At 48.9% G+C, this 23,052-nt stretch carries 17 protein-coding genes; 4 read left to right on the forward strand and 13 right to left on the reverse strand.

The genetic code is table 11. The features are described 5' to 3' along the window. The first annotated feature begins 81 nt into the window (after positions 1-81). Together DRI82_RS20410 and DRI82_RS20415 are read left to right on the forward strand one after the other, a co-directional pair. Positions 82-1,503: an aspartate ammonia-lyase gene (locus DRI82_RS20410; protein WP_211317699.1), complete on the forward strand. Its 1,422-nt coding sequence runs from the start codon at positions 82-84 to the stop codon at positions 1,501-1,503. A 71-nt stretch (positions 1,504-1,574) separates the two neighbouring features. Beyond that, positions 1,575-2,879 carry an anaerobic C4-dicarboxylate transporter gene (locus DRI82_RS20415; protein WP_114195750.1) on the forward strand — a complete coding sequence of 435 codons (1,305 nt, stop codon included), beginning with the start codon at positions 1,575-1,577 and terminating at the stop codon, positions 2,877-2,879. A 119-nt stretch (positions 2,880-2,998) separates the two neighbouring features. Here the strand turns inward: DRI82_RS20415 and DRI82_RS20420 are convergent, their stop codons facing one another. The 8 genes from DRI82_RS20420 to DRI82_RS20455 form a co-directional block, all read right to left on the reverse strand. Further along, the gene (locus DRI82_RS20420; RefSeq protein ID WP_114195751.1) at positions 2,999-3,571 is read right to left on the reverse strand and encodes a helix-turn-helix domain-containing protein; all 573 of its coding nucleotides are present in this window, start codon (positions 3,569-3,571) and stop codon (positions 2,999-3,001) included. A 144-nt stretch (positions 3,572-3,715) separates the two neighbouring features. Further along, positions 3,716-4,876, reverse strand: a complete 1,161-nt coding sequence (locus DRI82_RS20425) for a fimbrial protein (protein WP_245956889.1) — start codon at positions 4,874-4,876, stop codon at positions 3,716-3,718. Positions 4,877-4,949: 73 nt separating this feature from the next. Then, entirely contained in the window at positions 4,950-7,598 is a 2,649-nt protein-coding gene (locus tag DRI82_RS20430; RefSeq protein WP_114195752.1) for a fimbria/pilus outer membrane usher protein, read from the reverse strand. 78 nt (positions 7,599-7,676) lie between these two features. Beyond that, positions 7,677-8,378 carry a fimbria/pilus periplasmic chaperone gene (locus DRI82_RS20435; protein WP_114195753.1) on the reverse strand — a complete coding sequence of 234 codons (702 nt, stop codon included), beginning with the start codon at positions 8,376-8,378 and terminating at the stop codon, positions 7,677-7,679. A gap of 56 nt (positions 8,379-8,434) precedes the next feature. After that, complete coding sequence (locus tag DRI82_RS20440) at positions 8,435-8,989, reverse strand: fimbrial protein (protein WP_114195754.1); 555 nt, start codon at positions 8,987-8,989, stop codon at positions 8,435-8,437. A gap of 116 nt (positions 8,990-9,105) precedes the next feature. After that, entirely contained in the window at positions 9,106-9,486 is a 381-nt protein-coding gene (locus DRI82_RS20445; RefSeq protein WP_114195755.1) for a winged helix-turn-helix domain-containing protein, read from the reverse strand. A gap of 1,179 nt (positions 9,487-10,665) precedes the next feature. Then, a complete protein-coding gene (locus DRI82_RS20450) occupies positions 10,666-11,406 on the reverse strand; it encodes a carbonic anhydrase (RefSeq protein ID WP_114195756.1) in 741 nt (246 codons plus the stop codon). Between the two features lie 559 nt (positions 11,407-11,965). Beyond that, positions 11,966-12,892, reverse strand: a complete 927-nt coding sequence (locus DRI82_RS20455; RefSeq protein ID WP_211317700.1) for a LysR family transcriptional regulator — start codon at positions 12,890-12,892, stop codon at positions 11,966-11,968. Positions 12,893-12,976: 84 nt separating this feature from the next. Here DRI82_RS20455 and DRI82_RS20460 point away from each other — a divergent pair, with 84 nt between their 5' ends. Further along, entirely contained in the window at positions 12,977-14,056 is a 1,080-nt protein-coding gene (locus tag DRI82_RS20460; RefSeq protein ID WP_114195758.1) for a tartrate dehydrogenase, read from the forward strand. A 94-nt stretch (positions 14,057-14,150) separates the two neighbouring features. On the opposite strand, the gene edd is transcribed toward DRI82_RS20460, so the two are convergent. Together edd and DRI82_RS20470 are read right to left on the reverse strand one after the other, a co-directional pair. Beyond that, positions 14,151-15,956, reverse strand: a complete 1,806-nt coding sequence (gene edd, locus DRI82_RS20465; protein ID WP_114195759.1) for a phosphogluconate dehydratase — start codon at positions 15,954-15,956, stop codon at positions 14,151-14,153. Positions 15,957-16,009: 53 nt separating this feature from the next. Next, on the reverse strand, positions 16,010-16,537 hold the full coding sequence (locus DRI82_RS20470) for a gluconokinase (protein ID WP_114195767.1): 528 nt from the start codon (positions 16,535-16,537) through the stop codon (positions 16,010-16,012). Positions 16,538-16,788: 251 nt separating this feature from the next. Here DRI82_RS20470 and gntT point away from each other — a divergent pair, with 251 nt between their 5' ends. Then, positions 16,789-18,117 carry a gluconate transporter gene (gene gntT / locus DRI82_RS20475; RefSeq protein ID WP_114195760.1) on the forward strand — a complete coding sequence of 443 codons (1,329 nt, stop codon included), beginning with the start codon at positions 16,789-16,791 and terminating at the stop codon, positions 18,115-18,117. A 107-nt stretch (positions 18,118-18,224) separates the two neighbouring features. On the opposite strand, the gene DRI82_RS20480 is transcribed toward gntT, so the two are convergent. The 3 genes from DRI82_RS20480 to DRI82_RS20490 all read right to left on the reverse strand — a co-directional run. Beyond that, positions 18,225-19,400 (reverse strand): fimbrial protein, encoded by a 1,176-nt coding sequence (locus DRI82_RS20480; RefSeq protein WP_245956890.1) that lies wholly within the window; start codon positions 19,398-19,400, stop codon positions 18,225-18,227. A 159-nt stretch (positions 19,401-19,559) separates the two neighbouring features. After that, on the reverse strand, positions 19,560-20,726 hold the full coding sequence (locus tag DRI82_RS20485) for a fimbrial protein (protein WP_114195761.1): 1,167 nt from the start codon (positions 20,724-20,726) through the stop codon (positions 19,560-19,562). Beyond that, positions 20,723-23,052 (reverse strand): fimbria/pilus outer membrane usher protein (locus tag DRI82_RS20490; RefSeq protein WP_157968112.1); only part of this gene is annotated, 2,330 nt, incomplete at its 5' end. The genes DRI82_RS20485 and DRI82_RS20490, both read right to left, overlap by 4 nt.

A 23,052-nucleotide genomic window follows, 5' to 3' on the forward strand; every position in this document is an offset into this window, starting at 1 on the left:
TGCTGTAACTGATCTACCTCTCATTTTGGCTGAGAGCGCCACCATAGAATGAATTCTGTCAATTACATCAGGAGTCATTGTATGAGAACTGAAACAGATTCATTAGGAAATGTGATAATACCGAATGATGCCTACTATGGCGCCCAGACCGAAAGAGCCAGATTGAATTTTGCGGTATCTGGGAAAACGGCGGTGGATGTTCCTAACTATCTTTGGTCTGTTGCTGCAATTAAACGTGCGGCTGCTGAGGCTAATAGTCAAATTAATGCGTTGGATCCTGAAATTGCCAATGCGATTATCCAGGCGGCAACAGAGGTAATGGAACACAAGTTCGATAACCACTTCCCCATTGATATTTTTCAGGGCGGGGGTGGCACCTCTACCAACATGAATATGAATGAGGTCATCGCTAATCGGGCTAATGAAATTATCACTGGAAGCAAAGGTTACCTCGTTGTTCACCCCAATACTCATGTCAATATGTGCCAATCAACCAATGACGTTATTCCGGCAGCAATGAAAATAACCTGCTGTCTGAATCTTGCCGATTTAATTACCGTCGTGGGCAGACTTGAAGAGGTGCTGAAACAGAAGACAATCGACTTTGCCAAGGTCGTTAAGTTGGCCAGAACCTGTCTGCAGGATGCAGTTCCGATAACTCTGGGCCAACAATTCAGCGGCTATTATCATCAGACCAAACGCTTGCATCAGTCACTCATTGAGGCACGAAAACAAACTTTCTCGCTGCCGCTAGGTGCCACGGCGGTCGGTACCGGTTTATCAACCCTTCAGGGATATCTCGAACACGTTTATCCGCAATTGCAGCAGATAACCGGAGAACCCTTTGTCGCTGAAGAAAACTTCTTTGATGGACTACAAAACGGGGATACTTACCTTGAGGTTGCCGCGCAAATTAAAAAACTGGCGGTATTTTTGTCCAAAATGGCAACAGACTTCCGTTTGCAAGGCTCTGGTCCCCGAGCCGGTTTGAATGAACTCTTTATTCCTGCTGTCCAGCCCGGTTCATCCATTATGCCGGGAAAAATCAACCCGGTAATACCTGAACTCATCAATCAAATTGCCTATCAGGTCATTGGCAATGATCTCAGCATTACCATGGCTGTCGAGGGAGGAGAACTTGATCTTAACGTTTGGGAGCCTGTAATTATCAAGACCCTTTTTGAGTCCTGCGGTCTATTAACCAACGCTATTCCAATCTTTATTGATAAATGCCTGATCGACTTAAAACCGAACGTTGAAGTATGCCGCCGTTATGCAGAACAGAGCACCGCATTAGCCACCGTTATTTCAACGCTCTTCGGATACAAAATAGGTAGTCAGGTCGCCATTCAGGCTTTTGAACAGAATTTAAGCATCCGCGAGGTTGTTATTGCCGAGGGAATTTTGACTGCGGCACAGGCTGATTATTTACTTGACCCAATGATCATGACCGATCCGTCGGCCAGTGCTGCCGCAGTACATCGTTATCATCAAGAAAGTTAATAATTCTCCGCCTGACTTGGCTGACCGGTATTTATAACGAAGTAATTCTAATAATAATGAGGATAACCATTATGTTAATTCTTGAAATTGTAATCTTGCTTGGTGCCATAGTCATGGCGGCACGCCTTGGGGGGATTGGCGTTGGGCTTGCCGGAGGATTAGGGCTGGCCATCGTGGTTTTTATTCTTGGATTACCCCCAGGAGATATCCCTATAGCCGTTATGTTAATCATTCTATCGGTAATTCTGGCACTTTCAGTGATGCAGCAAGCCGGTGGAATGGGGTATATGGTGAAATGTGCGGAGAAGTTATTAAGAAATCATCCGCGTCACATCAATATATTGGCACCAGCGACGACGTTTGTATTAACCATGCTGGCCGGAACCGGTTATACGGCGATGTCAGTACTCAACGTCATTCAACAAGTCGCTAAAGAGAATGGTATCCGTCCAAGCCAACCACTAAGCTCTGCCGTCGTTGCCTCCCAAATAGCGATTACTGCATCGCCAATATCAGCGGCAACAGCGGCAATGTATGTCGCGGTCGAAAAAATGGGCGTCAGTTTCGGTTCAGCGCTGTGCGTCATTATACCGGCTGCGATATTTGGTACTGTTGTCGCAGCATTTGTTGCCAGTCGTCAGGGGGTAGATTTAAAAAATGATCCCATCTATATCGATCGGGTGAATAAGGGATTAGTGAATTTTATCCCACCAGAAGTAAAGTTACTTGATGCCAGCCCTGAGGCTAAACGCTCCGTGTGGATTTTCCTGTCCGGCGTTTCATTTATCGTTCTGATGCTTTTACTTAAGCCGATTATTGGTCATAAATTAGGATCGCAGGATATTATTGTCATTACCATGTTACTTACCTCACTCATCATGGCCGTAGTCTGTAAAGTTGAATTAGCCTCAATAAAAAAGGCACCTATATTTCAGGATGGTGCCGAATCATTGGTTGTTGTGCTTGGTATTGTCTGGTTAAGTGCCACAATTATCGGGGTTCATATTCCTGAAATCAAAACTGTTGCGGGGGAAATGTTACGCGATTATCCGGCACTTCTCGCCGTGGTGTTTTTCTTTACCAGTGCGTTACTATTCAGTCAGGGTGCAACGAGTGCATTGCTGATCCCTATCGCTGCATCGCTTAATGTTGATGCCGGAACGATTCTTGCCAGTTTTGTTGCAGTGAGTGCGTTATATATTACCAATATTTATCCGACGACGGCATTTGCTATTGCTACAGATGATACCGGTTCATTTTTGAGTAAGAAGTGGAATGGGTGTTTTATTGTTAACCACCCGTTCTTTTTACCCGGTTTATTAGGCATTGTCTGTTCTGTACCAGTAGGGTTCATGCTCGCTAAAATAGTTTTATAACGGGTAATTTTATACCTTTCTCAGGTCTTGCTTTATATATAAAGGAACTATAGGCAGAATAAATTTGCCATCGCCATCATCACTCAGTGCATTCGTTGGTATCCGGCTTATGCACTGAGTCAGAAAATTGCCGTTCTTAGAGTTTCTGTTCTCACCGGACATATTTCAAACATATTCCTGCCACCCAGTTTAAGGAAAGCGTTGCGTCTGTGTGCATACACTGTTTTTATTGAAATACGTAAAAATTGACCAATGGAATAGGCATTCATTCCATTAATGGTATGAAGCAGGATGATTTTTTCCCTTTCGGTCAATTTATCTCGCATTAAATCCATTGCAAATTCCTCGTCTACCGGGTTTTTCGCTATCTTGTCCCTAATAATTTCAATGCCGGCATAAGCATCCAGGAAAGTATGTCTCCTAAAGGCGCTATTAAACTTTACCTCGCTGTTCGTTGGAATGAAAATCAACCGCCCTGCGAAAGAAGCCCTTGAAATCAGGAAGGAAAGCTCATCAAGATAATTTGACGTGTAAAAAATAAATATATCCTCCTCCTTAAATCTGCTTCCTGGGAGGTTTTTTAATTCATCCGGATTGATCCTGTTCACCACATGCTCATCGTCCTGGAGATGCTCCTTGATCCCGTTAAAAAAATAGATGTTTTCAGTCACTATATTAATATTTATGGTCATATCCCTCGTCCTTTTTTAGACACCCTGATATCTATTGATAGCAACATGACTCTGACAGCGTTGCCAATACCCCCCATGTATTGAGCTTTTATAATAAGTGACGATGCGCAGACGCTTTATCTTGCTGGTATCGTCTTTTATTTATTAATAATAGTTAATGGTGAATTCCACTTTGCCATTCGCTTTTCCAGGCGTGGGTGTTGTCGCCGTTTGAATATAGCGGGCCGACAGCGGCACGCGGATCGTCGAGGTGCCGTCTTTAGGTAGCGTAATGGTTTTTTCTGCCGTAAAGTTAAATGGCGTCGGCGCTTGGCTGCTATCTCCCCAACCAAGTTGTATTCCAACGCCTGAGGCTGCCCCGGATATCATTGAGTCGATAGCCATAATTCCATTGGTGCCATCCAGCACTTCGGTTGTCGGTGTCAGACGTATGCCAATACTGTTATTGGTTGAAGGTGAAACAATAGTTGTACCAGTATTGAAATTTATCAATTGCGCGGGGTTGCTCTGATTATAGAAACCGTGAAATGTCGGGCAATTGGTCAGGCTAATTGAGGCATCAACCCAAGGGGTTGTTGAATTTATCGATTTAAAATGATCATGTATTTCGTATGACCCTAATGTAACAAAAACATTAGGGGTAGTGCAGGTTTGCGACGAGACGATCAGGTTTCCCTGAAACGTGACGTTGTTTAGTCGAATAGGCAATCCTTGGATGGGGCTGGCGGAACGCGAATTCATAATATCATCACTCGCTGTGGGAAAACTCGATGCTGCAATAGAGTAACTCCCCGGGATCAGCGTGCCTATCTTGATCAATGAAATATAGCGCGTTGCACTGCTTAAAGTGGCAAAGCTCCCGGCTTCACCGATGACGACATCCTCATCACGATACCCCGGAGCCCCCATTATTGCTGCAGCACGATCTTTGTATCGTGATATAGCAACGCCAATCCCAGGGATATTGGTTTGATATACTGCCCCAGCAAAGGGGCCGGTATTTAGCCCACTGAGTGGAAGGGGGGCATGAACAATACTGACAGCCCAGTTATAGAAAGCAGGGAACTCATCTGCTAAACATAGCATATATGAGGGAGGATTAGTCCATCCTCCCTGATAGATAATGGTCCCTTCCGGAATATCTGCACCTATTGAAATTACCGGCGGGCTCAGTGGTACAGTTAGTGATACGGTACTTGACCCCCGATCAAACTCACAAGTTACCACAGCCCATCCACAGTGGCTGGTTGTAGTTAACAGTACCCCACAGAACAAAATCAAAATGTTTTTCATCGATAACTTCATACGTCATTATCCCTCTTTCTGACTCTCCGTGCAGGCCCTGCCAGAAAGGAAAATAGTTGTGATACCCCGGCGGTTAACCGTTGTTAACCGCCGATACTGTGTCGCTTTTTGCCAGTTTCGACGTCTGGAAAGTTGAGGATGTTGCCGCCGTGCAAGGGGAGGTGAATGTCTGTATCTGGCTCTGGGTCTGCCCTTTGGCAATGGGCATCAGCACATAGCTGACGGTGCATTGCATCTCGCCGCCTTCGCCCCATTTCACCTGCAACCGACCCTGGTCTTCCGCCACCCGCGCATACAGTTGCCCGCCCTGACCCACCGAGCCCACGCTGTTGCCTTTGCCGTCAAAGATATTCGCCCCAAACGGCACCGGTTCACCCTGGTAGGTGGAATTGATCAGGATAAGGGTCCCCTGCCTGGCGTTGTATTTCACTTTCACCACCGCCCCGGAATACGGCGCCACTTTCTGGCTGGTGTTGTCCAGCTCCACGCCCGCCGCCGTCCCCTGCGGATCGATGATAATGTCATTCATCTGGTACGGGTTCAGGTAAGGCACCACCGCGTAGCCGCGCGAATCAACCGTCACCCCCGGATACGACGACATGCTGGCCCCTTCCGCCCCTTTGGCTTCAATCAGCGCGAAGGTATCTGAGGTGTAAGGCGTAAAGGTCAGGCCGCCCGTATGCCCAATCACCGTGCCGTTCAGGCCAGCGGAGGCGCTGTGGTAGCCTTTCCCGGTGCTGTAGGTGCCGCTCATCGCCGTCGCCGGACTGCGGTAGTTGCCGTTTACCGACCCGCTGGTGCCGACCCCCTGATTGGCGTTCATCGCCGTCACGCCGTAGCTGAACTGGTTATCAGCGCCGCCCGTACCGGACACGGTTGCCTGCTGCCCATAACGGCCACTGCTGTCATGGGAAAGATCCATACGCAACTGCGGGATATTTCTCTGGTCATCACGTCCCAGCGGCACGCTGAAACTGAGCAGGTAGTTGGTCTGGGTCGAGCCCAGGCTGGAATAGCTGCGGCCCACGCTCAGCCCGTAGGACACGCTCTTGTAGCGGTTGTTGTAGCCCATCTGGTATTGCTTCTCGGTACCCTCTTTGTTCCAGTAGTTCTGCACCGAGCCACTCAGATATAACTGCCCCCACGCGTCAGGAAGCCCCTGCCCGTAGGTGACCGTCAGCCGGTTTTTGGCCCGCCATATCGAGTCCGCCGGGAAGCCCTGTTCCACCGCTTCGCGGGTCTGCATCGCGGTCATGAAATCCATGTAGCCGTCGGTGGAGAAACGGTAGGCCGCCAGCGACAGGTTGCTGTTGGTCTCGGTGATCATCTTGCTGTAGCTGATCTGATAGCTCTGGCCACTCATCGCCGCGTCGTGCCTGTTCGGTCCATCGGTGCTTTTACCCAGATGCATACGGGCCTGGGTGGCATCAAACGCCACTGCGCCGATCGGCGTACCGATCGCGGCCCCGACCTGCAGGGCATAGTAGTTCTGGCTGAGCTGCATACCGCCGTAACCGGTGACGCTGTTGGTCAGCCCGCGCTGGTAGGTCGCCTGATAGAGCGCCGAATTGTGGCGCAGGATTTCGCTGCGCAGTTCACCCATGGTCAGCGAATAACGCGACGACCCCGGCCGCAGCAGTTGTGCTACCGACGCATACGGCACCAGGAATGTCTGCTGCGTGCCGTCAGACTCCCGCACGGTGACCTCCAGATCCCCGCCGTACCCGGTCGGGTACAGGTCATTGATCAGGAACTCGCCGGGGGTGACGGTGGTTTCATACAGCACCTGACCGCCCTGGCGCACGGTGACCCGGGCATTGGTGCGGGCAATCCCGCGGATCTCCGGCGCATAGCCGCGCACCGACTCCGGCAGCATCCGCTCGTCGCTGGCCAACTGGATACCGGTGAACGGCAGCGTATCGAAAAGCATCCCCAGCGTGTTGGACTGGCCCATCAGCACGCGACCCTTGATGATCGGAATATCGCGCTGCACGTAGGTATTGAGGGTGTTGTACTTCTTCGGCCCGACATTCGATCCGCTGTAGGCGCCGTTATGGCGTAAATACCAGGCACCGACGTTCAGCCCGGCATTCACGCCGGCATACAGGGAATTGTAAGTGGTGCCGCGCGATTCACTGGTGTAGCCATTGACGTTATAGCCGAGCAACAGTGCCGGGACGCCACTGTCCCACAATTCGGGGCTCACCGTGCCCCGGGCCGTCGTCAGCATATATATCTGCGGAATAACGATATCCAGGCGCTGTTCATTAGTGTCGTAAGTAACCCGCGCCTGCGGCAACTTCTTTTCCAGGTCAAGACACTGGTCAGCGTTGCCTGACGGAATTAAAAAATCCGCAGGCAGTTTCTCGTAATTGAACGCAATGTTTTTAATAATCTCACGGGTCAGGCAGGGATATACCGACTTGTCTGACCGCATCTTGAATTCAATGTCGGTATTGCGCACCAGTTGGCTGTTAATATACAGGGCGGTTTTGTACACGCCGGGCAGCGCCGAGGAACCATGGGCAAAGCGGCTGAGGTCCACTGAGCTTTGATCATCAACATTCAGGAATGAGGAATCAAACTCCAGATTCTTTGCGGTCTCTGGCTGGGGAGTGACTGTATTTTCAGCGCGCGCATTCCCCACGAAAAAAGTCGATAGAATGGCTAGCGCCAGAGGGGAGAATTTACTCTGCGATCCACGTTGCAAAGATTTTGACATAAAGCATCCCTTCAGAATTCATTCCTGAATATTGACAATCCTGTCTCGTTAAATAGATCGCTAATTTATACGGAATTATTATTTTATGATGGCGTCAAAAGAATTGACTGCCCCGTAATCATTAACGAACTCCCCACTCACTTTATTGCCCGCATTCGCCGGCAAAGCAAATATCTGGTTTCCCCGTGGTGCCACCATCAGACCGTCAACTTTTTTACTGTTTACCATCACATTCGCAAAAGAGACATAATAGGGCGTCGGATTGGTAGCTTGCAGACCATTCCCTTTTGCACTCCAGGTGACGGCTTTGGCGGCATCATTGGCGTTGCCCGTCAGCCCGGCGGGGCGATAAAACAGCTTGATGCGCGAGCGGAAAGCCATCTGCAACGTATTCTCATCGGCTTTGGCCGCATTCTTTGCCGGGACTTCAAGGACGTTGAGCCAGAATACCGACTCTTTGTCCATCGGCAATGCGCCACCGGCATAGCTGATACGCAGGGTCTGGCCTTTACTGGGCTCAACGCGGTTTATCGGCGGGGTCAACACAAAAGGCACCCGAATGGCGGACGGTTTGGCCGTGGAATCGCCGGTATCGATCCAGCTCTGGATCAGCACGGGGGTTGAACCGACATTGCTGAGTTTGACGCTCACCTCTCTGGCATCAGATGGATAGATCACCCGCGTACCGCTAATCACCACGCCAGCCAGGCTGCTGGTACTGAAAAGAACCACGGTCGCCAGGCAGAAGACCTGAGGGGGGATCCGGGAAAAAAAAGACATGATAAGCTCCCTGCAAACAGTCTAAATGGGGAGGGTTATGCCCTCCCCCAAACGTATTACTGGTACTGAATGGAATAAACAACGCTGCTGGTTACCTGACCGGCAGTGGTGGCACCTTCGGCATAGTATTCCACGGCATACGGCAGGGTGGCGGTGCCTGAAGTGGTGTCATAAGCCACATACGTGGTACCGCCTATTTGACTCTGACCCTGATCACCGGCTTTGATCACCGCCTGGGAAGTGCTTGACCCGTCACGCAATTGCAGGCTTACGTTACCAGCACTGCCGCTGTTTATCAGACGCCCAGTAGTCTGATCAACTGTGCTACCCGCTTCGAAGAAAGCAGAGGCCGTGGGCAGCGTGCCTGCACAGTCGCTCAGTGCCATAACGAAGCCTGTACGACCTGCAGTCTGGGTGGCGCCTGACAGTTGGCTGGTACCGATGGTTGGCAGGGTGATTGTCGCGTCCGCACCTTGACCGTCAACATTGACGTTGCAGGTGGTTGCAGTCAGTTCACCATTGAACGTGATAGTACCGGTAGAGAAAGCCTGGGCCATACCAACAGAACCAAATACAGTGACCAGAGATGCAACGATTGCTAACTTTTTCATATATATTCCTACATACCTTGTATTATTAATACCATTCTAATATCCATTAAAATGGTGGTGGCTATCCATGTCATATGGATATATTGATATCTGCTCTATGATTTACAGAACAAAAATTACTTTATGAATAACGACATGACTCTGCGGTTATCTACCGAGTAACCAATTCCGTGTACATTCGTTATTAAATCCCCACTGAGACCAATTGCGGAAAACTTCTTCCTCAATTCGTTAATAGCTTGCCATAGGCGCTGGTTAGATGATGACATGCCAAATTCATCCCATACGCTTTTCATAATGTAATTTTTATCTATGACTTCACTCTTACGATTTTCCAGCAAAAAAAGTAATAGTCGTGCTTGTGTTTCATTTAACGAAACAACTCTGAAAAGCATGGAACTCACGTCACTCTCATCGCTGTAATACAGGAGTTTTTTATAAGCGATGATAAAGTGAATGTCATTATCGATCAGGAATCCATAAGATAGATCTTCCATAAATATCTCGGTTCATTTTTATGACTTTAAAAACCAAAATAAGACCTCCAACAATATGGGGGTATTATAGGACCATTTGCACTCATGGCAACTCATTCAAAACGATAATATTGCCTCACATCAAGAATGATAAAATAGAATAAAACATCAAAATTAAAATGAATACTAGAATTTACGACCAATTAAAAACAAAAAAACAGTTTTTATCATTACGATTACTCTATTTTTTTTATGGGTCAAATATTTTGAATGCTGCCAATTTTAAGGATTTTCAACCAACTTATTAAATTAACTCATATATTTCAAATACATACATTAACATTTTTATTAGGATTAATCTGCATATCAATCCAGATAGACAGCAATGCGCATCCTGGTGGCTGTGCGAATTACCTCTACCTGGTAGATGAGATAAATACTAGAGAATCAGCAAAATATTTTTACGTTAAGCAATATTAATTACCATTAATATAATTAAGACCGTTAGTATTCAATGAGATACACCCTATTCTTACGATAATTTTATTGAGTTCCCTTTAGTTTTTAATGAGTTGGTATGCAAATTTGAGATCCTTATGTAACAATATGATTTTAAATTAAAATTCAACTTTAACAGTAATGTGTTATCTAAAATAGCTCGCAATGAAAAGCGCTCCTTTACATTTACGCATCACAAAGCAACAAAATATTAACGCAATATATTGTTGACCCTGCCGTCCATAATTTCTTAGATGAAAACATTGGCTTCCACGCAAAGATTGCATGGAATTCAAACGAGAGAGGTTGCCCAATCAATCATTGTTTATATTTTCTCTTTAAAATTAATACGTTGCGATTGTTATGGCTGTATTTTTAAAAGAAATGGCGTTAATAAGTGCGTGGAAAATGCGTAGGAATAGTCTCTTATGCTAAAAAGGGAAGTTTAGGAAGGACAGTTCATAAAAGCAGTAATCAAAATCAATCTCAACATTGGGTCGTTTGATACAAAGATCTTCATGCTAGTAGAGATAATAGAACCATCAAGATAGGATGCCTCTATTTTAATACCATGCCATGCGTTAAGAACATGCTGCCCCTTCATCTGTTTATATAAATGAAACAAAAAAACGGCGCAACCAGACCGAGTCGATAAAGAAATTTCAGTCTGGTTAGCGCCGAGGGGATAACTCTACTCCACCACTATTCCACCACTACGCGACCATGCAGCGGTTGTGTCGGGCGGTTGTTGTCGTGATGCATCACGTCGGTGAATTTTTTCAACTGCTCGGCAGAGAGCGTGATTGAGTGTTTCAGCACCAGCCAGCGTACCCCTTCAGAGCATGGGGGCGTGGTCAGTGAACCGCTGAAGCGGTAGTGGGCCAGATCTTTGGGCAACAACTGGTTGATATCGATCTTCTGGGTCAGAGGCTGGCTTTGATCGGCTGTGGCGGGCATCGCCTGCCACAATTTGTCAAGTTCTGGATTAGCCTTGCCTTCTTCAAACATCACAGCGACCACGGCGATTTCGCCTTGCGTGTTTTTGTGCACCAGATGCAGTTCCATTGCATAGTGCTTACCATTAACGGTGTTTTCACTCGGCGCATGGAAGTGGAATTGTTGCAGCGTAAACTTTTCGCCATCAACTGTAATATTATCATTGGCTTCGGACGGGAAGCTGACCTGAATGGTATGGCCGTTATTCAGAATACTGTTCGGCGCATCCTGGTAGTTGACTTCCAGCGGACTGATATGGGCTTGCAGCACGGCATGAATATCGATGGGTGACTGGTTTTGGCCTTGCTGACACAGTTTGTAGTCAGGGTTGAGTTCGCTCCAGTGCTCTGGTGATTCTTTTCCTACGTAGGACCAATGGGCGGCAAAAGCGAAGGCAGGCAGCATGCTGAAAACCAGCAATGCAGCCTTACTGACATTATGTTTCATGATTATTCATCCCTTGAATGTATTACATCTTTTTTTTGCTAAATGTTTATACCCATTTAGTTAGCAGGGAAACTAACTAAGCTGAAAGAGAAAGAAAAGGAGATATTGGTAACGAAATATTTGGGCGAATAGGGGCGTTGATGGCTCGCGTCCCGCTCGGAGCCATTCTCGATCAGTAAATCCCCCCTTCTTTAGTTCAACCCGATCGCTGATCCTGCTAGTATCTACGGAACATGGACGGTCACGTTTAAAATACAGGGAATTGTATGTTTTTCTTAAAAAACACTTCTGATGAGTTCAATAAATCCCGCTCGAAATATTTAGGTGTATCAGGGGTTATATGCGGGATTTTATTTTGTATTGAGTCTATAAGACGGTATTTTTCTGGTACTGATATTTTTGGAACCCCTACTTATCAGTCAGATATAGGATCGCTTATTTTTTTGTTTTCAGTTGGCTTTATTACTTTCTGTATTGGCCTGCGTTTTTACAAAAAATCCACGAACAATATCAAGTAATTGGCGTTGAATGAGTTCATGCCAGCAGGTCGACTGCTCTATCACTCACCCAACGCCTGACCCGCAAGCTGTTCACTCAGATAGTCAACAAACAGCTTTATTCGCCGGGGCGTCTGTTTGTTGTACGGGTAGACCGCGTAGATGTCTGCCGATGGCACCTGATACGCAGTCAAGACTTGTACCAGTTTGCCCGATTTAATCGCTTCGTGGGCGTCCCACCAGGAACGTAAAATCAGACCGTGCCCGTCCAGCGCCAGTCGCATTGCGACTTCACCGTCATTGGTCATCAGGCTTCCCTGAACTTTCTGGCTAATCTCTTTACCGGCCTTGCTGAATCGCCAGATAGCGAAATCGGACTCGTGCTGCTGTAGAACAATGCAGTTGTGGCTTGCCAATTCTTCCACGCGCTGGGGTGTGCCGTGGCGTTGCAAGTAGGCCGGAGAGGCACACACCACGCGGAAATTGGGCGCGATGCGGCGGGCAATCAGTCGCGAATCGGGCACCTCGCCCACGCGAATATCCACATCAAAACCCGCATTGAGAAAATTCAACATCTGACTGGAGAGCTGCAAGCTGATCGCCAACTCTGGATGAAGCGCAGCAAACCGCGAAACCAATGGGGCGATATGCCGCCGCCCAAAACCAAATGAAGCATTGATATTCAGGCTGCCTCGCAGCATAGCGCTTTGGCGGCTTACCGCATCTTCCAACTCGGCCAGTTGGTTCAGAATCGGTCTGGCTCCCTCAAGATACAGCGTACCTTCTGGTGTGAGTTCAAGCCGCCGGGTGGTACGCTTGACCAACTGCACACCCAACCTTTTCTCCAACTGCGTCAATCGTTTACTGATCGCAGGCAGGCTCAGGCCCAACTCGCGGGCAACTTCCGTCAGGCTGGAAAGCGCGGCAATGCGCATGAAGAATTGCAGGTCATCAGTAGAAGAGTTGAATTCTTTACTTTTATTCAACATTAGATTGAATTCCAGGCTAATTATTTAAACATAATGCAGGAATACACTTGCGGTGAAAAGTAAATTTCCAGGAGGAACCTCACGATGGTCGTTGCAAAGTACAAGATTGCCGTTATCCCCGGTGACGGTATTGGTAAGGAAGTGATGCCGGAAGGCGTGAAAGTGATGAACGCCGCCGCCAATAAATTTGGGATTGAATTTGAATGGACCTGGTTCGATTTTGCCAGCGCTGAATATTACCAACAGCATGGAAAAATGCTGCCCGACGACTGGTTTGACACACTGAAATCCTTTGATGCGATTTACTTTGGTGCGGTGGGTTGGCCGGACGTGGTTCCCGACCACGTCTCGCTGTGGGGATCGTTGTTGCAGTTCCGCCGCCAGTTCGATCAGTACGTGAATCTGCGCCCGGTCCGGTTGCTGGCCGGGGTAAAAGCACCGCTCGCAGACAGAAAGCCCGGTGATATCGATTTCTACGTGGTGCGTGAAAATACTGAGGGTGAATACTCGAGCGTAGGCGGAACCATGTTCCCCGGCACCGAACGCGAGATCGTTATTCAGGAAACCGTGATGACGCGAACCGGTGTCGATCGTATTCTCAAATTTGCCTATGAGTTGGCCCAGAAACGGCCAAAGAAACACTTAACTTCCGCCACCAAATCCAACGGTATCGCGATCACTATGCCGTGGTGGGACAGCCGCGTAGCGGCGATGAGTGAACAGTACCCTACCGTTAAAGTCGATAAATATCATATCGATATTTTAAGCGCCCACTTTGTACTGCATCCCGATCGTTTTGACGTGGTCGTCGCCAGCAACCTGTTCGGCGACATTTTGTCGGATTTGGGTCCAGCATGTACTGGCACCATTGGCATTGCGCCTTCCGCCAATATCAACCCGGAACGCACCTTTCCCAGCCTGTTCGAACCAGTACACGGCTCTGCGCCGGATATCGCCGGGAAGAATATCGCCAATCCGGTTGGCCAGATCTGGTGCGGAGCCATGATGCTCGAACACCTCGGCCATGCCGACGCTGCTGAAACAGTGGTTAAGGCGATTGAACATGTACTGGCCGCGAAAACGGATAAATCCATGTTAACGCCAGATATGGGCGGAGACGGCAACACCCAGAGTCTGGGTACGGCCATTGCTGCCGCGCTTTGAACATATAGGGCTGGCTTGAGGGCCAGCCCTGCTTTGCAACCCTATTCCAGCTTGAGCCGAAAGTTCGGGTGGTGAAAGAGGTCAGCGGAAAACGTTAAAAGCAGCTCGCCCCCTCTTCAGCACCAGAAACTTTCTCTCTAAGCGCTGAGAATAATTCCCTGCCCATTCCCGCATGAGACGAGGATAAATCGGGCTTTGACGCTTCACGCTGCATCAGTTGCTTCTCATCAACCAACAACTCAAGTTTACCGGTGATACCGTCTACCCGGATCATGTCCCCATCCTGCACTTTCGCCAATAATCCTCCGACGTAGGCTTCCGGGGTGACATGAATGGCAGCAGGAACCTTGCCCGAAGCGCCGGATAAACGACCATCGGTTACCAAAGCAACCTGATATCCACGATCCATCAACACGCCTAACGGTGGCATCAGTTTATGCAATTCCGGCATACCAATCGCTTTCGGTCCCTGGAAACGAACAACGACCACGCAGTCACGATCCAGCTTCCCGCTATCAAAAGCGGCATCAATATCGTACTGGCTTTCAAAAACCACCGCCGGAGCCGTAATCACCTGATGTTTTTCGGGGACTGCCGACGTTTTCATCACCGCCCTGCCAAGGTTACCGGACAATACTTTCGTCCCCCCGTGCTTGATAAAAGGTGTTTCCAGCGTGGAAATAACGTCAGCATCCAGAGATACGTGAGGGCCATCGCGATAGGCAAGTTTGCCCTCGTCAAGGAAAGGTTCCTGAGTGTAACGATGAAGGCCAAAACCGGCGACAGTATGCACATCCTCATGTAACAGACCGCCTTTCAATAACTCGCGGATCAGGAGAGAAACCCCACCGGCTGCCTGAAAATAATTGATGTCGCCCGGACCATTGGGATAAATTCGCGTTAATAAAGGCACCGCGCCAGACAACTCGGATAAATCATCCCAGTTAATGTGAATACCCGCAGCCTTGGCCATCGCCACCAAATGCATTGTATGATTGGTTGACCCTCCCGTTGCCAATAACGCCACCATACCGTTTACAATCACTTTTTCGTCAACCAGACGACCAACAGGCAAATAGTCACCTGAAGATTCGGTCATGCGGGTAACCTGGCGGGCTGCTGCGTCGGTAAGTTCATCGCGCAAAGTCACATCTGGATAGACAAAAGAAGCGCCGGGTAAATGCAGACCCATTACCTCCATGATCATCTGGTTGGAGTTGGCTGTGCCATAAAAAGTACAGGTACCCGCAGAATGGTAGGAATCAGCCTCAGACTGCAAGAGAGCGTCCCGACCCACCTTACCCTCGGCATACAGTTGGCGGATCCGCACTTTTTCTTTATTGGATGCCCCCGAGCGCATGGGGCCAGCAGGGACGAACACGGTGGGTAAATGACCAAACATCATGGCGGCAATAAATAATCCCGGCACGATTTTATCGCAAACACCGAGGAATAGCGCACCGTCAAACATATTATGGGACAGACCAATGGCGGCTGACATCGCGATCAAATCCCTGCTGAGCAAAGACAGCTCCATACCGTCCTGACCTTGCGTTACGCCATCACACATTGCAGGTACCCCGCCAGCGACCTGGCCAATAGCGCCAACGGCATGCAGTGCTTTTTTCAAACGTTCAGGATAGTGTTCATAGGGCTGATGGGCAGAAAGCATATCGTTATAGGAAGTAATAATACCGATATTACTTTTCAGCATATTTTTCAGGGAATTTTTGTCTTCCGTAGAACAGGCAGCAAAACCATGGGCGAGGTTTCCACATGAAAGATGAGAGCGATAAACCGTTTTACTTTTAGCCATTTCAATTTTAGCCAAATAGCGAGTGCGGCTAAGCATCGAACGCAAGATAATTTTCTGGGTAACTCTCTCAACGATAGGATTCATGCCCTGTCCCTATTTGTAGGAATATAATAAAATTAATCAGTTATTTATTATGATTATTTACGGGATTTGATCCCTATTTTCCGTAGTGTTTCAACGCCCCGAGATACAACCTCATCAAAGCTGCCGTCAATAGCGATACTCACAACGTCCAATTCATCTGCGCCCGGTTCTTCCAATGCCTCAAACTGACTCTTTAATAGCGCGGTTGGCATAAAGTGGCCCGCACGCGCTTTTAAGCGCTCTGCAATTATGTCAAAGCTTCCTTTCATATAGAGAAAAATCATATTTGGATTGTCTTGACGTAAACGATCGCGGTAACGACGTTTAAGCGCGGAACAAACAATAATACCGACTTCATTTTTATGGCTTAAGCTATATGCCACATCGTTAAGACGTTCTAACCAGGGTGCACGATCGTCGTCATTTAACGGAGAGCCCGCAGCCATCTTCTGAATATTGGCGCGTGGATGTAAATCATCACCATCGATAAATTTAGCGCCAAACTCTCTGGCAATAGCGGCACCTACGCTTGACTTGCCACATCCAGAGACACCCATAAGCACTACGCTTTGTCCTGTCATAAGTTTGATCTCTATCTCAAAATGAATATTTATGCCGTTTCGTGGTTCCATACTACTGCATGTTACCGGTATCATGATACCGGTAACATAGACAAATGAGACCAAAGTCACAAATTTATACGAATGTAAAAAAAACGACTAATCACCTAAAAATGCTGCGAACATGATGACATTGTCTGTGAAAAATCTATTTGCACGCAGCCTGCAATTATCTGATTACGTTAATATCCTATCCATACCGGAGAATTATTATGCCATTAGTGATCGTAGTTATTGGCGTTGCCTTATTGCTCTTTCTAATGATCCGTTGCAAGTTAAACGGCTTCATTTCGCTGATACTGGTTGCATTGGGCGTTGGGCTTGCGCTGGGTTATTTGCAGGGAACGCCCGTCAACAGTGTTATTACCTCAATTAAGAATGGCGTTGGGGGTACATTAGGAAGCCTGGCCCTGATCATGGGCTTTGGCGCAATGCTGGGTAAAATGCTGGCAGACTGTGGGGGTGCCCAACGCATTGCGACGACATTAATTGCCAAATTCGGTCGCGAACATATTCAGTGGGCAATCGTTCTTACTGGTTTTGTGGTGGGTTTTGCCCTGTTCTATGAAGTGGGTTTTGTTCTGTTATTACCCTTGGTCTTTACCATTGCAGCATCTGCACGCATTCCTCTGCTGTATATCGGCGTCCCTATGGCAGCAGCGTTATCTGTTACGCACGCCTTATTGCCACCTCATCCTGGCCCGACCGCGATTGCAATAATGTTTAAAGCCGATATGGGTTTAACGTTGCTGTATGGCACACTAATCGCTATTCCAACCGTTATTTTAGCTGGCCCGGTTTATGCCCGTTTCCTGAAAAGCATTGATAAGCCCGTTCCCGAAGGTCTGCACAACCCTAAAGTTTTCACTGAAAGTGAAATGCCAGGGTTCGGCGTTAGCGTGGCAACCACATTAGTTCCGGTGATCTTAATGGCCGGTCGTGCCATTGCTGAAATGACATTACCAAAAGGGCATGCCCTCCTGTCTTACGCTGAATTCTTTGGCGATCCCGTTATGGCTACGTTGATTGCGGTATTAATTGCGATCTTTACCTTCGGTCTGAATCGTGGCCGTAAAATGGACCAGATAATGGAAACCATTGGCGACTCGATTAAGATTATTGCCATGATGTTAATGATCATCGGGGGCGGTGGGGCATTTAAACAAATTCTGGTAGACGGTGGTGTTGCTAAATATATAGAAGCATTAATGCAGGGCAGTTCCCTTTCACCTCTATTAATGGGATGGGCAATTGCCGCCGCCCTGCGATTGGCATTGGGTTCGGCTACCGTTGCGGCCATGACGGCCGGTGGCATTGTTGCACCATTACTGATGATTCCTGGCGTTAGTCCCGAACTGATGGTCTTGGCCGTCGGTTCCGGCAGTGTCATATTCTCCCATGTAAACGATCCCGGTTTTTGGTTATTCAAAGAATATTTTAACCTGACAATTGGTGAGACGATCAGATCATGGTCAGTACTTGAAACCATCATTTCTGTTTGCGGATTAATCGGCTGTCTGCTTCTCAGCATGGCGCTCTGATGCGTTAAAAAAATAAAGTCGTTATATAAAGTAAATCCGTTCAATAAATAAGGCGGCTAATTAGCCGCCTTATTTACGCATGATGCCGGGTGAATAAACTAAGGAGATCAATAATAATTGATCAGGAAAACGGCCTTACCTTTCGCTTTTCCAGGCGTCACCATACTGTCGGTTTGGATATAGCGTGCCGCCAGAGGGATCTTGATTTCTGAGCGACCATCTTTTGGCAGTTGAAACGGTTTCTCAGTCGCAAAGTCGAATAATGCCGGATTCCCACTATTGCTTCCCCAGCCCAATTGAATACCGACACCTGAGGCGGCATCAGGTAAAGATCTGTCTATGGACATGATCCCGTTGGAGGAGTCAATAACGGAAGTCGAAGGGGTTACCCGTACACCGACGTTATTATTCGTGGCGTTGGGTATCACACGCCCTCCTCCGGTATCATAGTCAAAGAGGGTGATATTATTGCTGTTATTGTAATAACCAAAGAAGGTAGGACAGTTGGTGAGTACAATTGACGCGTCTCGCCACGACGTTACTGAACCTTCGCCCGTGAAGGTCGTTCGCATCTCATGGCTTCCCATATCGACATTGACATCCGGTGTCACACAGGTTTTTGTTGTAATAGTCAGTTGCCCCTGGAACTGAATGATACTTGTTGTAATCGGAAATCCAATAACTCTGATTCCATTTGACGGGTTGTCGAAAAATAATTTGAAACTGGGTAGATCCGCCGCTTTCAACGTATAGGAACCGGGAGTTATCTCACCTATTTTTATCAAAGAAATATATCGGGTTGGTGCATTGACCGCATATCCGAATCCCTTTGCGGGTAACGTCACACCCTGATTGATAAAGGAATATTCTGCTACACTTTGGTTTACAACACCGGTAGTAACACCGCGTGAAATTGCAACACCGATACCCGGTACATTAGTTTCATATACTGCACCACCAAAAGGAGAACCCGTCCAATTTGATAACGGCCGTGGAGCGCTATTAAGCAGAGTGCCATAATTATAAGTCAGGACATCGTCTCTCCCCAAGTCTGTGGTGCAATTTATCTGAGTCTCTCCCACTCCACCCAACCATTTTCCCTGATAAATTATCGTACCATTGGGCATATCCGCTCCGGCTGAAATCGTTGCCGGGGCTAATTGCACAGTATCAGTTCGTGGAGTCGCTGCTGAATAGAGTTTACACGTTACCGTCGCCCAGACGCTGCTGCAACTTGCTACCAGTAGCAACATCATTTGTGCTACTGATTTTATTCTCTTCATTATTTCAACCTTGTGACTGGTTTTTATCACAGCAAAAAGTCTTATTAATATCATCATGCGTTCCCAAAATGCAGGGTGCAAAGATAGACCAGCACGATAATTTAATTTTTACCGTGCTGGTGCTGTACTCAATTTCACTTAAACTGACACAATTGGCGATCAATAATAATTAACCAGGAAAACGGCTTTGCCACTCGCTTTTCCAGGCGTCACCATACTGTCGGTTTGGATATAGCGTGCCGCCAGAGGGATCTTGATTTCTGAGCGACCATCTTTTGGCAGTTGAAACGGTTTTTCTGTCGCAAAGTCGAATAATGCCGGATTCCCACTGTTGCTTCCCCAGCCCAATTGAATACCGACACCTGAGGCTGCATTAGGTAAAGATCTGTCTATGGACATGATCCCGTTAGGGGAATCAATGACTGACGTCGAGGGAGTTACCCTTACGCCGACGCTGTTGCTGGTTGACTCTGCGACCAAGCCTTTACCCGTACTGTAATCAAACATGAGCGTACTGTTGTCAGCATTATAAAAACCGTGAAAAGTAGGGCAACCCGTCAACAAGATAGAAGCATCAACCCACGGGGTCGTCGCATTGATACCTGTAAAATATTCCCGCGATTCAAAACTTCCCATGGGGACATTCACATCCGGCGTGGAACAGGTCTGGGTGGACACCGTCAATTGCCCCTGAAACTGGATAGCATTAAGAGAAATGGGGAGCCCTTGCAGATACGGGCGACCCGCCGCATTATCAACATACAAATAGGCCGCAGGAAGTTGCGACGCATCGAGGGTATAATTTCCAGGCGTAATCTGGCCGGTTTTAATCAACGAGACGTAGAGGGTTCTATTAAGAAGAAAGCCTCCATGAGATCCTCCCGTCACCACCCTTTCCACCCCGTTGGGAAATTGATGGCTCGGTTGGCTCAGTGTGGCAGCGTCGGCATTATTATTACGGGAGATCGCAATACCAATACCCGGAATATTGGTCTCATATACGGCACCGCCGAAAGGGCCCCCCGTCCAGTTTGAAAGCGGCTTGGGCGCGGATTTAATACCCAGTACCACGTCAAGCCAGATATTTTTGTTGTCAGGTACAATGCATAAAAACTGTTGGCCGGGATCGCTACCAAACCATCGGCCCTGATAAATAACCGTACCCAGAGGAACGTCTGCACCCGCCGAGATAATTGCCGGAGTCAGTTGCACGGTATCGGTACGGGGCGTACCACTAAGTGCTGCGCAGGTCACTTCAGCCCAGGCACCATGGCTGGCTACCATAAGTAAAAGAAGCCCGGCCATGCACTGCTTCATTCCTTTCATGCTTTACCCCCACATACGGACGTGAAGCGCATCAGCGACTCCATACGTTTTCCTTTCGGTTGCGGCGGCATCAGGTATGACACGCTGCACTGCTGCGCCCCGTCCTGACCCCACTTCACGCTAAGTTGATCCCGCTCATTTTCCACCCGGGCATAGATTTGTCCCATCTGCCCGACCGTCCCCACGTTGTTGCCTATGCTGTCGAACACGTTGGCACCGAACGGCACCGGACTGCCATCACTTAACGTTGTGGTTATGAGCAGCGGGTAGCCCTGCTGGGTGTTGTACTTCAGGTGCACCACCGCCCCGGCGTAAGGGGCCACTTTCTGACTGGTGCTCTGCAACTCCACGTCATACGGCAGTCCTTTGGGATCGATAATGATTTCGTTCATCTCATACGGGTTCAGGTACGGTACTGCCGCATGGCCCCATGGATCGACCCGCAGACCGGAATAGTTACCGACCTTCGCGCCGGATGCACCTTTGGCTTCAACAATCGCAAAGGTATCACCGGTATACGGCGTCATCACCAGCCCGCCTTGATAGGCCAACAGCGTGCCGCTCATCCCCACCGAGGCATTCTGGTAGTTTCTGCCAGTGCTGTACCCCGCCGTCATGTTGGTCACCGGGCTGCGGAACTGCCCGTTCAGCGCCATGCTGCTGCCGATACCCTGGTTGTAGTTGGTGCCGGTCACGCCGTAGCTGTAACGTGAATCCTCGCCCGCCGAACCGGACACCCCGACCTGCTGCCCGAACTGTCCGTTACTGTTGCGATTCAGGCTGGCCGTCAGTTGCGGCACGTTGCTCCGGTCCAATCGTCCCAAAGGCATGCTCAGGCTGAACAGAATGTTGTTTTCCATCTCGCCAACGCCGTTGCGGTTGCGCCCGGCGATCAGGTTGTAGGTCACCATCTTGTAGCTGTTGCTGTAACCCATCTGGTACTGCAAATCTGAATTGCCGTAGTTCCAGTAATCCTGGGTATAACCGGTGACGTAGATCTGCCCCCAACGATCCGCCAACCCCTGGCTGACCGTGACGTTAAAGCGGTTCTTCGGACGTCTGACATTTTCTGTTGACTGCCATCTGGCTTCGGCATCCTGGGCGCGTATCGAGGTCTGGAAATCCATATAGCCCGAGGTGGAGAAGCGATAGGCGGCAATACTCAGGTTGCTTTTGGTCTCCGGCAGGAACTTGCTGTAGCCCAACTGGTAACTCTCGCCGCTCATGCGGTTGGTTGGCTCGCTGTTCAGGTGGGTGCGGGCCTGAGTGACGTCGGCGGAGAAAGCCCCGATGGCGGTACTCAGCGCCGAGCCCAGTTGCAGCGAATAGTAATTCTGGCTGGCCTGTAAGCCGCCATAGGTGGTGATCAGGTTACTCATACCGCGCTGGTAGGTGGCCTGATACAGGGCATAATCTTTGCTGAGATTGGGATCTCTAAGTTCGCCAGCCACCAGATTGTAACGGTGAGAGCCGGGACGCAGCAGGTTGGGCACCGAGGCGAACGGCACCGAGAAGTTCTGGATGCTGCCGTCGGCTTCGGTCACGGTGACGTCCAGCGTACCGCCGTAGCCAGTAGGGAACAGGTCATCGATTTCAAACGCGCCCGGCGGCACGTTGACTTCATTAATCACCCGACCATTCTGACGAATGGTGACGCGGGCGTTGGTCCGCGCGATACCGCGCACGGTTGGCGCGTAACCACGTTGTGAACTCGGCAGCATGCGGTCTTCGCTGACCAGTTCAACACCGCGGTAGGCCAGCGTATCGAATACCTGCCCCTGGGTGTTGCTCTCGCCGAGAAGTACCCGCCCCCTGATGGTCGGGATATCCCGCTGCACATAGGTATTCAGCGACTCGTAATGCCCGCCATAGTTTTCCTGCCAGTTATAGGAACCGTTGTGGCGCAGGTACCAACCGTCCAGGTTCAGCCCGGCATTGATCCCGCCAAAGGCCGAATTGCTGGTCTGGCCGCGTGAACGCTGGGTATTGCCATTAATGCTATAACCGACAATTCCGGCCGGAACACCTTTGTCCCACAGTGCCGGGCTGACATAACCGCGCGCCGTATTGTTCATGTAGAGTTGCGGCACGGTGATATTCAGTTGCTGCTCACCGGAGTCAAACTCGACCTGCGCCTGTGGCAACAGGGTCTTCAGCGGAAAGCACGCCTGGTCAGATTTCAGGGCGTCATTGAAGTTGGCGGGCAACTTGTCATAATTAAAGTCAATGCGCTTGAGCGTGTCCCGCGTCAGGCAGGGCTGTACCGACCTGTCCGGCTGCTCGGTAAATTGAATCTCCTCGCTGCCCACCAGTAACCCATTGATGC

The sequence above is a fragment of the Edaphovirga cremea genome, from assembly GCF_003332275.1.
In the GTDB taxonomy this organism is placed as follows: domain Bacteria; phylum Pseudomonadota; class Gammaproteobacteria; order Enterobacterales; family Enterobacteriaceae; genus Edaphovirga; species Edaphovirga cremea.

Coding starts and splice junctions, on each gene's coding strand:
- DRI82_RS20410 (WP_211317699.1), top strand. CDS start 82: ATGAGAACTGAAACAGATTCATTAGGAAATGTGATAATACCGAATGAT.
- DRI82_RS20415 (WP_114195750.1), top strand. CDS start 1,575: ATGTTAATTCTTGAAATTGTAATCTTGCTTGGTGCCATAGTCATGGCG.
- DRI82_RS20420 (WP_114195751.1), bottom strand. CDS start 3,571: ATGACCATAAATATTAATATAGTGACTGAAAACATCTATTTTTTTAAC.
- DRI82_RS20425 (WP_245956889.1), bottom strand. CDS start 4,876: ATGAAGTTATCGATGAAAAACATTTTGATTTTGTTCTGTGGGGTACTG.
- DRI82_RS20430 (WP_114195752.1), bottom strand. CDS start 7,598: ATGTCAAAATCTTTGCAACGTGGATCGCAGAGTAAATTCTCCCCTCTG.
- DRI82_RS20435 (WP_114195753.1), bottom strand. CDS start 8,378: ATGTCTTTTTTTTCCCGGATCCCCCCTCAGGTCTTCTGCCTGGCGACC.
- DRI82_RS20440 (WP_114195754.1), bottom strand. CDS start 8,989: ATGAAAAAGTTAGCAATCGTTGCATCTCTGGTCACTGTATTTGGTTCT.
- DRI82_RS20445 (WP_114195755.1), bottom strand. CDS start 9,486: ATGGAAGATCTATCTTATGGATTCCTGATCGATAATGACATTCACTTT.
- DRI82_RS20450 (WP_114195756.1), bottom strand. CDS start 11,406: ATGAAACATAATGTCAGTAAGGCTGCATTGCTGGTTTTCAGCATGCTG.
- DRI82_RS20455 (WP_211317700.1), bottom strand. CDS start 12,892: ATGTTGAATAAAAGTAAAGAATTCAACTCTTCTACTGATGACCTGCAA.
- DRI82_RS20460 (WP_114195758.1), top strand. CDS start 12,977: ATGGTCGTTGCAAAGTACAAGATTGCCGTTATCCCCGGTGACGGTATT.
- edd (WP_114195759.1), bottom strand. CDS start 15,956: ATGAATCCTATCGTTGAGAGAGTTACCCAGAAAATTATCTTGCGTTCG.
- DRI82_RS20470 (WP_114195767.1), bottom strand. CDS start 16,537: ATGACAGGACAAAGCGTAGTGCTTATGGGTGTCTCTGGATGTGGCAAG.
- gntT (WP_114195760.1), top strand. CDS start 16,789: ATGCCATTAGTGATCGTAGTTATTGGCGTTGCCTTATTGCTCTTTCTA.
- DRI82_RS20480 (WP_245956890.1), bottom strand. CDS start 19,400: ATGAAGAGAATAAAATCAGTAGCACAAATGATGTTGCTACTGGTAGCA.
- DRI82_RS20485 (WP_114195761.1), bottom strand. CDS start 20,726: ATGAAAGGAATGAAGCAGTGCATGGCCGGGCTTCTTTTACTTATGGTA.